Genomic DNA, 15,384 nt, shown 5'->3' on the forward strand with positions numbered 1-15,384 from the left:
GATAACCAATGCTGGCTCCTTATTTCTAATTTGTAAGAGAAAGTGGAAATTAGCGGCCGATTTTAGTCTAAGGAAGCTAGTCCAACAATACCACTCGTCCTTCAAAAGGCTGTAATTGGTGTGCGTCGCCTTGAAGATGTGTCGAAAGCAGCATTCTGGGATGGTTTGTCGGGTTTTTTTGCGCGTACCGGGACATATTCAGTACTACCCTATATTTTTTTTCGCCGAAAACGCGATCGTATGCGAGAATTTTTTTATTGCATAAATCGTGCGCAATCTCAAGACTTCCCGCATGTAGTGCGGGTGTTTCGTTTCGAAGGTGAATCACTTTTTTATAAAAATTAAAGAGCGAATCGGAATCCGCCATCTGCCTGTCAACATTTATTTCCTTGAAATTTTCAGCGATTGGCAGCCACGGCTTTACTGAATCGGCACAGAAACCGGCATTCGGTTTTTCGTTCCATAGCATGGGCGTGCGGCATTCGTCGCGATTGAGAATTTCAGCGCTCTTATCCACCAGGAACTGGGGAACCCAGTTATGCTGAATGGCAATAGCGTCTTTTCCCTGTTTTAGCGGAATTCTTACTCTGGGTATACCGATTTCATCCCCGAAATAAGTGAACGGAATGCCTCTGCATGTGAATTGAAATAGCGCCAGCAATTTCGCTTTTGCTACACTTCCCCCTAAACGGCTGATGATGCGCGTGCGGTCATGGTTGGCAAAGACGAGCGTGGGTATCAGGGGCTCGGGAAAATGCTCTTCAAATGTCAACAGCATTTGGCGGTAGTTTTCCGCCTTGAACGGCGTTGAAATGGCCTTGAAAAGGAAAATGGCGTTCAAGCCATTTTTGCCGTTGTGATAGCAGAACCGGTTGATCAGCGCTTCGTCCCCATGCGATTCCCCTATCAAGACCCTCCTGGGATTATCGAACTCATCCACTACGTTTCTCAATTCTGTAGCAAATTCGAAGCTTTTTTCATGGAGAAAATTATTTTTCAGGTTTTGAAAAAAAATGGATAGCGATTTATCCGACGGGGTCAATCGAAAACTGGGCGGATTGCTGCGGAGTTCAGCGTCTTCATAAATAGCACTTATGATATCCAGCCGGAAGCCGTCCACCCCTTTTTTCAGCCAGAACCGGACGACATCAAACATGGCTTGCTTGACTTCGGGATTGTGGTAGTTCAAGTCGGGCTGAAAAGGGAGAAAGGCCGTGTAATTGAACTGCTTCCGTTCAGGGTAATATGTCCAGGCTTTGTTGCCGGCCATCGCGCGCCAGTTGTTGGGCGGCTTCATACCATTCCTGCCTTTCCCATCTTTCCAGATATACCAGTCCGCTTTCGGGTTGTCGCGTGAGCTTGCCGATTCCTTGAACCAGGCATGCTCATTGGAGGTGTGGTTCAACACCAAGTCGAATACGAGTTTCATTTTCCTACGATGCACCTCTTGCACCAGCTTTTCAAAAAGCGCCATATCGCCATACTGTGGAGAAATGGAAAAATAGTCGCTGATATCGTAGCCGAAATCTCTTTGCGGACTTTCCGTAAAGGGCGAAATCCAGATTGTTTCGTAACCGAGGTCTTTAAGGTAATCAAGTTTTTCGATAACACCCGGTATATCTCCGATGCCATCACCATTGGTGTCGAAGAAGGAGCGGGGGTAAATCTGGTAAACGGTGGTTTTTTTCCACCATTCGCCATCTGGATCATCGGGAAAGATGGAACTCTTGAAACTGCCTGTCATAGCTGTTTGGAATAAGTTTCCCATAAGAATTATTTACGAATTTAGCGATACCTGCCTTTCGGAACTGAAAGCCTGGGTTGATCTATTCGAAGGGAGCAGGATTATATGGGAGCAGGATATATAAAGGGCGAAGGATATACGGGTAGACTTGGGATCTCCGGTCTCGCCGAAACCTTGATCAGGAAAGAAGGGGCAGCGCAGTTCGAACACCGGCCGAATATGATGAGCAAGATTCTCTCATTCAGCAGAGTCTTACCGTATCAAGGATAATAGGACTGCTAATTACCCGCCCGAGTTCAATGGCGACAGAGAGTTCTGCGGAAAACTTGGTAGCTCTTGCATTGGGGTAGGGATGCTGTAAAGCGCGGTACGACTCGGATACGGTTACTGGATGGCAACTCTCGGGTTAATCCGGCACACAGCGTTAAGAGAACCCGGTAGAGGTGGCAATCGCCGGTAGTCAGGATTTCGCAGGTCAAGAATTTCTGTCGGGAGTATCGCTTCGAAAAAACTGATACTCTGCCGCGGATAGCCAGTTCATCACCTCATGAAAGCGGGCCGTGTACAATTTATCCGAACCGAACCTTTGGCGGCGTCGGTCGGATCGTGCAAACGTCTCGTCATTTTGAAGCTATCATGAAACAAGGGCAGTGTATCTGACGATGATTGTCATCGCCGGATTCCCCCTTCAGGATCTCCCATCATGCTAGTACCTTGGTCCGATGGTCAAACGATTAATACAGGTAAGATAATGTTCCATCGCTCACTGAAAATTACCACTTTACTTTTCTCCTCAAGATAGCAAGCGCCAATTTTATAAGATGAACGTCATATGGAAAACTTGAGTACGGCGTTATCAGTGGTGGCGGTGTTAGCGGAACCGCTGGGGGAAAATGCTACGCTGATAGGTCCTGTTCATTATCAGTCCTTCGCAGCCAGCCGTTTTGCCCGCGCTTCATTCGCGTATTTTCACCTTGAAGATTTCGAGAACGGCATCCTTGATACTTTCAACGCTCTGGCACCGCATGGAATGGTGTTGCAGCCTGCCGGCCAGGCCGCGCCGGCCGAAGCGGAAGATGGCTCGACAGATAATTCGCACTCTTTGCGTAATACATGGTATGCAGACGGCGACTCGATCCTGACATTCTCGTTCAGTAAGGAATTACTCGGCGAGCTGCCTACCGATGCCGGTTTGATATGGACTGACATGGGGCTTGCCAACATTCGCGGCGGTTTTAAAAGTGTGCTTTTTGAAGCTTTCGATGTGTCAAATAATTTGCTGGGAGCGATCGGTCCATCCGCGATGGGAGATGGATTATTCGCGGGTCAAACGGCGGAAGACCGGTTCTTTGGCGTTAGCAGCGCCAACGGCGTCGGTTCCATACGAATAACTTCGTTGAGCAGTACCGAGCAAGGGATGGATCAGTTCCGGTACCACCTCCCGGAGTCTGCGCAATTCGACGCGAATTCTGAATCAGCCGCCCTTGCCTTGCTTGTGGTCGGACACGGGGGAAGCGGGTTTAAACGACGGCATTTGCAAAGCTGAATCCGTAAGGCCCGGATTCGGGCACGCATAAGCAGGGTTGCGCAATGCGAGAGAGATGCAGTTGCGACGAATAGACCGCCAAGAGATCGATGCGGATATACGCGCATCAACCACCCGCCTGCTGTTTTCCCAAATGGCTGCGTTTGCGGGCATAAGCGAAATAAACGATGAGGCCGGTCAAGGCCCAGTACAAAAACAATCTTATCGTGTTCCAGCCCAGGCTGACGAATAGCAGTGCGCATCCTGCCATGGCCAGTGGACCGACGATCCAGATCATCGGTGTTTTGAACGGCCTGTGCCGCTCAGGTTCGCGGCGGCGCAGAATCATCACGCCCAGCGCCACCATGAAAAATGCGAAGAGGGTGCCGGAATTCGAGACATCGGCCAGCATGCCGACCGGGAACATCGCAGCGAAGAAGGCCACGGCGATACCTGTGACCAGGGTGACGACATGCGGGGTATGAAAACGCTTATGCACATGGGAGAAGAACTTCGGCATAAGCCCGTCGTGCGACATGGTAAACAGAACGCGGGTTTGCCCATAAATCATCATCAGCACCACGGAGGGCAGGGCGACGATGGCGGCAGAAGCCACCCAATTGCCGACCACCGGGTAACCTACCTCACGTAACACAAAAGCCAGGGGTTCCTTGGATAAGGATAGTTCGGCACCTGGCTGGGCGCCGACAGCGCCCACTGCGGCATACGCGACGATTAGGTAAAAAACCGTGCATATCGTCAATGAACCTATGAGCCCAATGGGTACGTTACGGTTGGGGTTGGTGGTTTCTTCCGCCGCCGTCGAGACGGCATCGAACCCGATATAGGCAAAAAAGATGGACGCGGCGGCGCCGAGTACGCCCACACCGGAAAACGGTGTACCCCAGCCATTGGGCAGCATAGGTTCAAAGTGGGCGGCATTGACGGCGGGCAGGGCCAGAATGATAAAGGCAGAGAGCGCGATTATTTTTACGATGACAAGAATAGCTGTGAACCTGGCGCTCTTTGAAGTGCCTATGATCAGGAGAAACGTAACCAAAAGCGAGATCAGGAATGCCAGCAGATTGAAACCGCCTGCAGAGGTTGTGCCCGCTGTTGTGCCTGTTTCGGTTTCAGTTGCAAGAACAATAAAATCGTAAGGTCCCGCGGTCAAAGCCAGGGGCAGCCCATACCCTATCTCATGGAGGAAGCCATTGATATAGCCGGACCACCCGACGGCAACCGCGGCTGCTGCGACCGCATATTCGAGAATAAGCGCCCAACCCACCATCCATGCTGCCAACTCTCCAAATACCGCGTAGGAATAGGTATATGCGGATCCCGCAACGGGCACCATCGCTGCGATCTCGGAATATACCAGCGCTGCCAGTGCGCAGACAAAACCAGCAATGACAAACGAAAACATCATGCCTGGCCCGGCTTTATCTGCAGCAACCGATGTCAGCACGAAAATGCCGGTGCCGATAATAGCGCCGATACCAAGCATGGTAAGGTCGAAGGCCCCGAGCTGGCGCTTGAGCCCTCTCGTGCGTGCTGACTCAAGTATGTGATCCAGGGACTTGACGCGCTCAAACAACATCTGTTTCTCCAGTAAAAAGGGAGCAAAACGAATTTGCTCGCGCTCTGAATTCAATGAGGATCTAATGAGCTATCGGCGGGCGCGTTGTACTCCGCGGAGACGTACTCAGCGGTTCCTCAGGTCCAGTGGGAGTTTTCGCAAGGCGCATTCTAAACCAGCCGAGCGCGACGCGATGAAAATGCTGCTTTGAACCGCAGAAATTGCCTGAAGCGCAGTAAAATATCGGCATTACCGGCTCAATCCGGCAAATTGTCCGGATATACCAGACTAGCTACCCCTTCTTCATCCTCTTCTTGATTTTTGTATAGCCAGGCAGTGAGGGGACACGCCATAAATACCAGGATGCCACTGTTCGATAAGGGCTGCAGGGCATGCCGGCTGTTTCCATCGCTTTGCGAGTGGGAATAGTATCAAGAGTTTTCAGGAACCGGTAGCCCTCGCGCACGCCAAAATCATCGACCGGCAATACATCGATACGGTCGAGCGTATAGATGAGCAGCATTTCGACCGTCCAGCGGCCAATACCCGGCAGCGCTACAAGGCGGGCGATGAGTTCATCATCGGACATTTCGCCCGCGATATCGCGAGTTGGCACAAGGCCGCTCAATGCGCCTTCAGCAATGCTTCTTATCGTGCTGATCTTGCGGGTCGAAAAACCGCACAAACGAAGTTCTTCAAATTGGGATGCCAATATTTGGGCCGGGCTGGGAAATGCATCTTCGGGGTACAAATCCAGAAATCTGCCGATAATGGCGTCGGCGGCCCGAGCGTGCAATTGCTGGTATGCCACCGCTCTCACCAGTGCTTCGTAAGGCTCACGCGCTGGTTCTGGCCGATGCATGCATGGCCCCACCGATTTTATCAATCGTGACCAGTCCTCATCAATGAGAGAGAGATGGCTGGCGGCAAGGCAATATATATCAACTGGAGAACTCGTGTCCTTCGTTGCTGTGTTTGCCATTTGTCGGATCTCTTGCCTGATTTTTGAACTGAATTGTTGCCTCTCTGCAGCCCGGCGCGATAGTCACTGTACTGGATAAGGAGAATTGGAATGATAGCGTTTTCCTCGAACTATCGTTTGAACGTTCCCGACGCCTCGTTGATATTGGACGAGTTGTAACAGGGGCACCCTGCAATATTAATGGCGGGGGGCAGTTTTTTTGAGTGCGAGCACTACGGTGTGAATGATTACCGGCGCTATCAGTATGAGAACTATATTGCCGAAGATTTTGAGGAGACGAAATGCGGGAATTTCGACTCGACATGGATCGATCCAATTGGACAGTACGGTATCGGTGGTTTATTCTTGCCGGAGGCGAAAAGCAACAGTATCTGATGCGCACGCAGCGGCTAAAAAGCATTGTCGCCAGGCAGCATGAATAGAACCGCTGATGCAGGAATTCAACCGAGGAGAGCAATCAATGGATATTCGTGGATGGGCCGCGCACGGTGCAAAACAGAAGCTGGAGCCATTTTCATACAATCCCGGTCCCCTGGGTCCGGAAGAAGTGGAGATCGCTGTCGAGTATTGTGGTCTTTGCCACTCCGATCTGTCGATCTTGAATAACGATTGGGGCTTATCCAGATATCCGGTCGTACCGGGCCATGAAGCGGTAGGCCGGATCGTGGCGTTGGGCCAATATGCGAAAGGCTTACGGATGGGCCAGCGTGTGGGCGTGGGCTGGAATAGCAGTAGTTGCATGCACTGTCACCAGTGCATGACCGGCAACAACAACCTTTGTGCGGAAGCGGGTGCGACCATCATCGGGCACCATGGAGGCTTCGCAGAAAGAGTGCGTTCGCATTGGGCCTGGGCAATTCCTTTGCCTGATGCGCTCGATATTTCTTCCGCCGGTCCGCTGCTGTGTGGGGGAGTCACGGTATTTGCGCCACTGGTCATTTATGGCGTCAAGCCAACGGATCGAGTGGGCGTCGTGGGTATCGGCGGTCTCGGTCATATGGCCATACGATTTGCCAATGCCTGGGGTTGCGAGGTCACGGCGTTTACCTCGAATTCGTCGAAGGCTGACGAGCTACGGAAGCTGGGCACGCATCGCATGGTATCGAGCCGCGACAGCGCCGATATTCTCAAGGCGGCCAATACACTTGATTTTCTACTCGTCACCGTCAACATTCCGCTCGATTGGAGCGCGCTGCTAAAGACACTGAAGCCGAATGGCCGCATGCATGTCGTGGGCGCTGTGCTGGAACCGATGCCCATTCCGGCATTTGACCTGATCTTTGGCCAGAAAAGCGTTTCCGGATCGCCGACGGGCGCCCCCGCGATAATGTCATCCATGCTGGATTTTGCCGCGCGGCACGATATCGCGCCACAAGTCGAACACTTTCCGCTAAGTAAAGTGAACGATGCGATCGAGCACCTTGCGGCTGGCAAGGCGCGCTATCGCATTGTCCTGGATGCTGATTTTCACTGAGAAAATCAGGGAGAAACTCTATTTACAGGGGTATATCGAATAAAAAACAGCAAAAGGTATTTCGATAGCCGGGATAACCCTTCCGTAACGTCTTGTTACAGAAGAAAGCAGGAGAACGGGAAAGGAAAGATGGTATTTCCTGTATCTTGAATGGTTGAGGCGTTTTGCCAATGTCACTTTATGGGACCAGGCCGCGTTGCGGCTTGGTCAATGCTTGTCCCTGACCGAGTGCTTCCGCGGTCTTGCCGTTCTTAAGACGATAAACGCGTGTTCTGGATTTTGTTGCGCCCACACGTTAATCTGGACCGGTGGAATTGGATTGCACTGGCATATCATCAAAATCAACAGTTGCAGGCGAGCTGTAAGAAAAACCGGGACAGTATCGGGCGTGTTTTTAGCGTTATGAGATCTGTCATCGTAAGGCCGATAGCTGATACTGATGCTGTGTCAATGTAAATCAGTGGTCACGGGCAAGATGCGTTTGAAATGATTTTCCTACAGCCTCGTCAGGTGGCGGCAGGCCTCATCTTATTCTTTCATGATGCACTCTGAATTCCATCGTACGGAGCGTATCGGATGGCTTCGAGCTGCTGTGCTCGGCGCCAATGATGGTCTCATTTCGACCAGTAGCCTCGTGGTGGGCGTTGCGGCTGCCCAAGCTGGTCGCGAGCCGGTTCTCCTCGCTGCTTTGGCTGGGTTGGTCGCTGGTGCTCTCTCCATGGCCGCCGGCGAGTATGTTTCGGTTAGTTCGCAGGCCGACGCCGAATGCGCCGATCTTGCTCGCGAACGTCGCGAACTGGCCTCTGACCCGGAGCGCGAGCGCGCCGAATTGGCCGGCATCTACGAAGCTCGCGGGCTGACTTCCGATCTCGCCGACCAGGTCGCTGGTCAGCTTATGGCTCATGATGCGCTTAACGCCCACTCCCGGGATGAACTTGGGATTTCGGAGACGACCCGAGCCCGGCCTCTTCAAGCCGCTCTGGCCTCGGCGCTGGCATTTTCAGCAGGCGCGGTTCTACCCGTTCTTCTGGTCTGGTTTATTCCGATAGCTCACCTAAACTCATTGGTTGTCGGAAGCTGCTTGATCCTGCTGGCAATTCTCGGGACTTTGGCTGCGCACCTGGGTGGCACCTCAGTTCTCCGCGGGGCAGCGCGAGTCACCTTCTGGGGAGCGGCAGCAATGGGTGGTAGCGCACTTGCTGGCCATCTTATCGGCACTGTTGTCTAAGTGTTCTCATTGAACTCCATATGTGGGGTACCGCACAGACGTCAAACTTCCCTGAATGGAAAGATGTCTTGCTTGCAGGTGCCGCAGCAATGGACGATTGCTGCCGTATCGCTGAGTTGCTTTACGGCGGAGTACCTAGCTCTTCCATACCTCTCACTGTCGGCTTCCTTGAGATTATCAGTGATCAGGAGTTGCACGTAACAGCCTCTATACAGCCTCTGACCTAAAGGGTAACGGACTCAGTCTCGAAGTAAAGACCGTGCCCCACAGATTGATTTAGATATAAAACGGGATTCCACGCATCTTAGCTTAGGGGTGGTGATTGAGCCGATGGTCGGGCGACATTTGACGTTTCCCGACCGTTTCCCGATACGGCTACCATTACATCGGTGTTGCACTTCAAACTCGATAAAGCCATGGTTGCATCAAGGACAATAATCCCCACAGTTCTAGTCCTGTTAGTGATGTTCCTTGCCAGCGTTGAAGTCAAGGCCATGCCCAGCTTTGCCCGTCAGACCGGCATGCCCTGCATCGCCTGTCATTTACAGGCCTTTGGCCCCAACCTTACGCCTTTCGGCCGGAATTTCAAACTGACGGGCTACACGATGTCTTCCGGTAATAATACGAAACTGATTCCGCTCGCCGCGATGGTTCAGGGGTCGTTCACACATACCCAAAGAGGCCAGCCTGGCGGTGCGGCTGATCACTTCGGTTCCAATAACAATGCCACCATGGACCAGGCTTCCATTTTTTACGCCGGTCGTGTCACATCCAAGGTGGGCGCTTTCGTCCAAACGACTTTTGATGGCGTGGAAGGAAAAAATCTGATTCTCGATAACACCGACATCCGTTTTGCGGATCAAGCAAGCTCGGGGAGCCAGCAATTTGTTTATGGCATATCAGCGAATAACTCCCCTACGGTTTCAGATCTTTGGAATACTACGCCCGCATGGAGTTTGCCGGCAACGTCGTCAGCCCTGGCGCCGACCCCGGCTGCTGGAACACTGATCGAGTCGCTGGCCGGTCAGGTCGGTGGCGTAACCGCCTATATGATGTGGAATAACCTTCTATACGTTGAAAGCGGTGGCTATGCCAGTCTTCCCAAAAATGTGCAGCAAACTGTGAATACGTTTGACCCCGAGCAAAATAAAATCGACGGCGGCGCGCCTTACTGGCGTGTCGCGCTACAGCACAATCATCAGGGACACTACGGCGCAATCGGCTCTTTTGGCATGAGAGCAAATGTAAACCCGCAGCGAATGCAAGGAGCCGGCACCGACCAGTATACTGATTTTGGGTTTGATGCTACCTATCAGTATCTGGCAAATCTCAGGCATATCTTCGAACTCACTGCCACTTACATTCGAGAGAACCGGAACATGAATGCCAGCATGGCGTTAGGACTCGCGGAAAAAAAGCACAGCAGCCTTGATACGGTCCGCGTCAGAGCCGCGTATACATACCAGCAAACCTATAGCCTTAGCTTGCATTATGGCCAAACTTCGGGAACAGCGGATAATGTCATATATTTCTCTACTGACCCCATCAGCGGCAGCCGGTCGGGCAAGCCGAATAATCAAGCATTCACTGCTGAGCTGAGCTACGTTCCTTTTGGCAAAACTACCTCAACCTTAAGTACATTAGCGAACGTGAGACTTGCAGCGCAGTACGTCCACTATTTTCAGTTCAATGGAGGTATTCGCAATTACGACGGCTCGGGTCGCAATGCGGCCGGCAACGATACGCTGTTCCTGAGCGGTTGGCTGGCATTCTGATTTAACGGATAAATCGGGCATTCGCGCCGCTCTCTCGATACAAGACGCGTCGCGCTGAACGAATGAAAGAAGCGCCCCCGTTTCCTCACCTGCTCGCCGTTAGTTCAAGCTGCTCATTATTGGAGGAGGGGCATCTGCCGCTGCTACCGCTAACGTTTTGTCCAATGGCAATTCGCCGTAACCCATTGGGTAATGGGCGACATTCATTGCAAGTAATCTGGCGCATTCCGCCCACTCTACCTTATCTGGAGTATTCATCAGTTTATCTATGTGAGCTATACGATGCTCAAGTCTTGTCAGGTAGGACATAGTATTTTTTTCTTGTAGGTTGATTGAGGACGAAAAAGAGGCCCACGCGGGGGGCGTGAGCCTATAGAGAAGCGAAGCACTATCTAGTCAAGGATGGCTTCACAATTAATTCTGCCTCAATACGAATTGTTTGAACCCGAGAATAGAGGGGTAATTCCTTCTTTACTGATGAGTTTGAGGTATAGAAAATGTGATTCCCGTGTTCGGGAACAGCAAACAAAAAAATGCCCTTTGGCGAGGGTGGAGAGAAGTTTATTCCCGTGTACGGATATGTTGGGCAAAAAAAACCCCCACCGAAGCGGGTTTGAAGGACCTTAAGGAGAAGTAAACCACCTCAGGTTTTTTGGCCGAATCAGGATCGAATTTGAAAGCAAGACGCGGGGTGCGACAGGGGTGCCTACATTGATAAATTGATAACGTTACCAATGTCATGCAACTTCTAAAGGAGCCCATCATGAACACTTTAGCAAAAAAAGCACAACGCACTGCTGAAACGGTTAGTGACCCCCGTTGGGCCCCCGTTGTCGCGCGTGATACCAGTGCTGACGGCAAGTTTTATTACGCAGTCAGGACCACGGGCGTGTATTGCCGACCTTCCTGCGCAGCCCGTCCGGCGAGGCCCGAGAATGTCGTTTTTTACGCCACACGCGAAGGAGCGGAGAAGGCGGGTTTCAGGGCCTGCAAACGCTGCCAGCCGGACAAGCCCCCTCGGGCTGAGCAATATGCGACCAAGGTCACGCAAGCCTGCCGAATTATCGAAGAATCGGAAACGACCCCAACCTTGGAAAAGCTGGCGATGCAGGTTGGCATGAGTACCTATCACTTTCATCGCACGTTCAAACAAGTTGCCGGGCTGACGCCAAGGCAATATGCGGCGGCGCAGCGCGAGAAAAAGGTGCGCGATGAACTTGGCCGTGGCAGTACGGTAACGGATGCCATTTTTGATGCTGGCTATAATTCCAGCAGCCGCTTCTACGAAAAATCCAACCAGGTTCTGGGCATGACGCCGAGCAGTTATCGCGCTGGGGGTACGGATAGCGAAATTCGCTTTGCCGTTGGGGAATGCTCACTCGGATCGATATTGGTTGCTCAAAGCAGTCGTGGCATTTGCGCGATTCTCCTCGGTGATGATCCCGATAAGCTGGTACATGACCTGCAGGATGGTTTTTCGCACGCCTGCCTCATCGGCTGTGATGCCGATTTCGAAGAACTTGTCGCAAAGGTGGTCGGTTTTATCGAGGCGCCGGGTATCGGCCTGGATCTGCCGCTGGATGTGCGCGGGACCGCGTTTCAGCAACGGGTGTGGCAGGCCCTGCGCGAAATTCCAGTGGGACAGACCGCAAGTTACACTGATATCGCCAGGCGCATCGGCGCGCCGAAGTCGGTGCGGGCCGTGGCGCAGGCATGTGCGACAAATAAATTGGCAGTCGCGATTCCGTGTCATCGGGTGGTGCGTAACGATGGAGTGCTGGCAGGTTACCGCTGGGGCGTGGAGCGTAAGCGTAGCCTTCTTGAGAAAGAGGCGGAGGCGAAGATGCAAGCATGAATACGCCGACAAGCGAATTATGGAGTATCGCTCCCGCGCGGAATACAGCGCACCGGGTGAGTGCGTTTGATGGGTCGCGGATATCGAATGATCTGGACGCGCGGGGCTGCGCGGTGATCAAAGGATTTGTTTCGCTTGAAGAATGCGAGGCGTTGGCACGATTATATGTGCGGGACGACATTTTCAGAAGCCGGGTCGTCATGGCGCGCCACGGTTTCGGGCGCGGGGAATACAAGTATTTCAGCTATCCGTTGCCCGGCATCATCACCGAACTGCGCACGTCGATATATCCTCGGCTTGTGCCGATCGCCAATCGCTGGAATGAAGCAATGGGCATAGCGGTGCACTATCCGGAGAAACTTGCTGATTTCATCAAACGCTGCCATGAAGCGGGTCAGCTTCGCCCGACCTCTTTGTTGTTGCAATATGAACCGGGTGATTATAATTGCCTGCATCAAGACTTGTATGGAGAGCATATATTTCCGATCCAGATCACGATACTGCTATCCGAGCCGGGCCGGGATTTTACGGGTGGTGAATTCGTGCTGACCGAGCAGCGGCCACGCATGCAATCACGCCCCGAGGTCGTATCTCTCAGGCAAGGAGACGCAGTGGCGTTTGCTGTGCATCATCGGCCTGTGCAAGGCACACGGGGCGTATATCGGGTCAACTTGCGCCACGGCGTCAGCCGCATCCGGTCGGGCTGCCGTCAGACCGTGGGCATCATTTTTCACGATGCAATGTGAGAGCCAAAGGGATAAACATGACGCTCAGCCTGTTTGAAGACCTGACGCAATGCCAGGCGCAGCGGGAGGAGTTATGCGCCGGCGCGACCGTGCTGCGTGGCTTTGCGATGCGGGATGAAGCTGCCATTTTTGCACAGTTATGTGATATCACAACCGCCGCACCATTTCGCCACATGGTTACACCAGGCGGTTTTCGAATGTCTGTCGCGATAACGAATTGTGGTTCTTTTGGTTGGGTAACGGATCGCACGGGCTATCGCTATGATAGGGCAGACCCGGAAAACGGCAAGCCATGGCCTTCCATGCCGGGTATATTCCTGAAGCTGGCGCAAGACGCCGCGGCAAACGCCGGTTTTCCGAATTACGCGCCAGATGCATGCCTTGTCAATCGCTACGAGCCGGGAGCGCGGCTATCGTTACATCAGGACAAGAATGAGCGAGACTTCGGCGCGCCTATCGTTTCCGTGTCACTTGGGATTTCGGCTGTGTTTTTATGGGGAGGCTTGCGGCGCGGGGATAAGCCGGTGCGCATACAATTGACACATGGTGACGTGATGGTGTGGGGCGGACCAGCGAGGCTGCACTACCATGGCGTGCTCCCGCTTAAGGATGGGTATCATTCCCTTGCGGGTGCCTGCCGGATAAATCTGACCTTTCGTAAGGCGGTTTGAGGGTATCCAAAAATCGCGCGACTCCGGCAAATGAATTGGAAAGCAAGCATAAGGTTCCTTAGCGCCTGGTTCTGTTCTATGTTTTTGAAAGTAAATGTGGAATTCCCATTGGCGGTTGCGTCCTCACGATATAAACGAAGACAAAGAGACAAAGAGAGACAGGGTGAATCTGCCTGAACGAAATTTATCGATAGCATTCGGTTTGGCATTCGGCATAATGATGTCATTCGGGTCGGCCGCCCATGCGCAACAGGCTGAGGTTATCTCCGGCGGTACAGCGAGCCTTTATCGTCCTGATAATCAGGCAAAACAGAAAGAAGCTTTCACCGGCGGCACATGCGTCATCGAAACCGGCGCGTTCCCGATCGGCTTCAATGCTTACGTGGTGCCGGATGGCGATCATCCTTCTTACCCTCCATTTTGTTCTCCCGTACCGGCAGGACCGCTGAATCTGGTGATGGATATACTGGTGTCGGAGATTCGCGAAATACCACTGATCGTACGGTTGGTGAAAATAGAAGGTGGGGAAGCACGTGAGGTGCTGTCGATACCTGCTCAAGCATACACATCCGGCAACATCCCGCTTGCCGTCAACCTGGAACCGCTTGCCAAGTACGAGGTGCTGCTGATAGGCGATGATGGCAATGGCAAGGTTGCCAATCTGGTCAGCATCCCCTTTGATGTAAGAAGAGCGGGCGATTTTGTCAATACGGGAACAGGCATGGGGTTTGGTTTTCTATTTCTGGTTTTGGGTCTAGCGGGACTTGTAGGTGGCTTGATCCATTTCTGGCGCCCCAAACCGTCGACGACGAATAACCCCGTTAACCGCCTCTAGCAGCCTCGAAAGACTGAGGGCAGTTTGCGTTCACCTCGGGTGGGATATCGTCTATATTAAGGATGCGACTTAAAGCACAACGCCGTGTGCGGAAATCCGCTATCCGTGTTAGCGTGTATTGCCGATTTCAGAATTACCGAGGGTCAATGGTGCTGCGATTGAACGCGGCCACGACCTTATCGGCTGGGACACGAAACGGCCATATTCATTCAAATTCATATCGGATTAACGTCATTTCACAAACGATAAGGAGACAGCACGTCATGAATCAGACGATTCTCTTTGCGGCTTTTTTTGCGCTCACTACCGCATTCACAGCAAATGCAGGCGTGCTGGAAAATGGGAGTTGGTCCGCTAGTGGATGCGGCGCCATGCCAGAAACACCGGTTATCGACTCGAGTAGCGTTGCTGCTTTCAATCGAAGCGTTGGTGCAATTAATGCCTGGCAAAAACAAATGCAGGTCTACCATGACTGCATGATCAAGGAAGCAAATGCCGACAGCGTAACTATTAATCAGTCTGCAAGGGCAGGGCAGGGCAGGGGCGGATAAATGGGATAGTGGAAAAGATAAATGCGGAAGTCGCCGCCGGAAAGCGGAAAGTAGAGCAGAGCCAAAGCGCTTCTCCGTCTTTATCTTCCCCACCGGGGGCAGCCCCTGGGAGTCTGGCGTATTAAACCCGGATAATTCATTAGGCGGCTCTGCAAGCCTACGCGAGTGCTGGCGGTGAGTTTGCGGCCATTTTCGCCGCCATTTTTGCTACCTGCGCGGCGTTCATAGACCAGGCTATGGATTTCTCTCAACCGGCAATACTGTCTCGCAATCTGCCTTGTCATCATCTCGCGTCCTAATGGATTATCTGGGTGAACGAAAGAGGTTATTCTTTCGGCTCATGGCGGCAAGGACGCTATATATGCCGATTATGCCAATGACAGCTTCAACTAACAGCTGAGCAACTCGAAATATTGTCC

Annotated in this window: 14 protein-coding genes; 10 read left to right on the plus strand and 4 right to left on the minus strand. The window is 52.5% G+C overall.

The window, feature by feature from the left end; translation table 11 throughout:
- Positions 1 to 76: 76 nt before the first annotated feature.
- Positions 77 to 1,744, minus strand: a complete 1,668-nt coding sequence (locus KJS40_RS06160; RefSeq protein ID WP_213539469.1) for an alpha-glucosidase — start codon at positions 1,742 to 1,744, stop codon at positions 77 to 79.
- Between the two features lie 832 nt (positions 1,745 to 2,576).
- On the opposite strand from KJS40_RS06160, the gene KJS40_RS06165 reads away from it, so the two are divergent.
- Positions 2,577 to 3,290: a hypothetical protein gene (locus KJS40_RS06165; RefSeq protein WP_213539470.1), complete on the plus strand. Its 714-nt coding sequence runs from the start codon at positions 2,577 to 2,579 to the stop codon at positions 3,288 to 3,290.
- A 106-nt stretch (positions 3,291 to 3,396) separates the two neighbouring features.
- Here KJS40_RS06165 and KJS40_RS06170 read toward each other — a convergent pair whose 3' ends face one another.
- Together KJS40_RS06170 and KJS40_RS06175 are read right to left on the minus strand one after the other, a co-directional pair.
- Positions 3,397 to 4,869, minus strand: a complete 1,473-nt coding sequence (locus KJS40_RS06170) for an amino acid permease (RefSeq protein ID WP_213539471.1) — start codon at positions 4,867 to 4,869, stop codon at positions 3,397 to 3,399.
- A gap of 271 nt (positions 4,870 to 5,140) precedes the next feature.
- Entirely contained in the window at positions 5,141 to 5,710 is a 570-nt protein-coding gene (locus tag KJS40_RS06175) for a DNA-3-methyladenine glycosylase 2 family protein (RefSeq protein ID WP_244859724.1), read from the minus strand.
- 401 nt (positions 5,711 to 6,111) lie between these two features.
- Between KJS40_RS06175 and KJS40_RS06180 the strand changes: the two genes are divergently transcribed.
- The 4 genes from KJS40_RS06180 to KJS40_RS06195 all read left to right on the plus strand — a co-directional run bounded on the left by KJS40_RS06180 (position 6,112) and on the right by KJS40_RS06195 (position 10,307).
- The gene (locus KJS40_RS06180) at positions 6,112 to 6,252 is read left to right on the plus strand and encodes a hypothetical protein (protein ID WP_213539473.1); all 141 of its coding nucleotides are present in this window, start codon (positions 6,112 to 6,114) and stop codon (positions 6,250 to 6,252) included.
- Positions 6,253 to 6,290: 38 nt separating this feature from the next.
- The gene (locus KJS40_RS06185; protein WP_244859725.1) at positions 6,291 to 7,304 is read left to right on the plus strand and encodes an NAD(P)-dependent alcohol dehydrogenase; all 1,014 of its coding nucleotides are present in this window, start codon (positions 6,291 to 6,293) and stop codon (positions 7,302 to 7,304) included.
- 538 nt (positions 7,305 to 7,842) lie between these two features.
- Positions 7,843 to 8,532, plus strand: a complete 690-nt coding sequence (locus KJS40_RS06190; RefSeq protein ID WP_213539475.1) for a VIT family protein — start codon at positions 7,843 to 7,845, stop codon at positions 8,530 to 8,532.
- Between the two features lie 416 nt (positions 8,533 to 8,948).
- Complete coding sequence (locus KJS40_RS06195; RefSeq protein WP_213539476.1) at positions 8,949 to 10,307, plus strand: cytochrome C; 1,359 nt, start codon at positions 8,949 to 8,951, stop codon at positions 10,305 to 10,307.
- Positions 10,308 to 10,406: 99 nt separating this feature from the next.
- On the opposite strand, the gene KJS40_RS06200 is transcribed toward KJS40_RS06195, so the two are convergent.
- Positions 10,407 to 10,565, minus strand: a complete 159-nt coding sequence (locus tag KJS40_RS06200) for a hypothetical protein (RefSeq protein ID WP_213539477.1) — start codon at positions 10,563 to 10,565, stop codon at positions 10,407 to 10,409.
- A gap of 505 nt (positions 10,566 to 11,070) precedes the next feature.
- Between KJS40_RS06200 and ada the strand changes: the two genes are divergently transcribed.
- The 5 genes from ada (at position 11,071) to KJS40_RS06225 (ending at position 14,965) form a co-directional block, all read left to right on the plus strand.
- Entirely contained in the window at positions 11,071 to 12,162 is a 1,092-nt protein-coding gene (ada, locus tag KJS40_RS06205; protein WP_244859726.1) for a bifunctional DNA-binding transcriptional regulator/O6-methylguanine-DNA methyltransferase Ada, read from the plus strand.
- Positions 12,159 to 12,908 (plus strand): 2OG-Fe(II) oxygenase, encoded by a 750-nt coding sequence (locus KJS40_RS06210; RefSeq protein WP_213539479.1) that lies wholly within the window; start codon positions 12,159 to 12,161, stop codon positions 12,906 to 12,908. The genes ada and KJS40_RS06210 overlap by 4 nt, the downstream gene beginning before the upstream one ends.
- Before the next feature lie 17 nt (positions 12,909 to 12,925).
- Positions 12,926 to 13,579, plus strand: coding sequence for a DNA oxidative demethylase AlkB (gene alkB, locus KJS40_RS06215; protein ID WP_213539480.1), 654 nt, complete (start codon positions 12,926 to 12,928; stop codon positions 13,577 to 13,579).
- A gap of 163 nt (positions 13,580 to 13,742) precedes the next feature.
- Positions 13,743 to 14,414 carry a hypothetical protein gene (locus KJS40_RS06220; RefSeq protein WP_213539481.1) on the plus strand — a complete coding sequence of 224 codons (672 nt, stop codon included), beginning with the start codon at positions 13,743 to 13,745 and terminating at the stop codon, positions 14,412 to 14,414.
- Between the two features lie 263 nt (positions 14,415 to 14,677).
- Positions 14,678 to 14,965, plus strand: coding sequence for a hypothetical protein (locus KJS40_RS06225; RefSeq protein ID WP_244859727.1), 288 nt, complete (start codon positions 14,678 to 14,680; stop codon positions 14,963 to 14,965).
- Positions 14,966 to 15,384: the final 419 nt, after the last annotated feature.

The organism is Nitrosospira sp. NRS527, assembly GCF_018406445.1.
GTDB lineage: Bacteria > Pseudomonadota > Gammaproteobacteria > Burkholderiales > Nitrosomonadaceae > Nitrosospira > Nitrosospira briensis.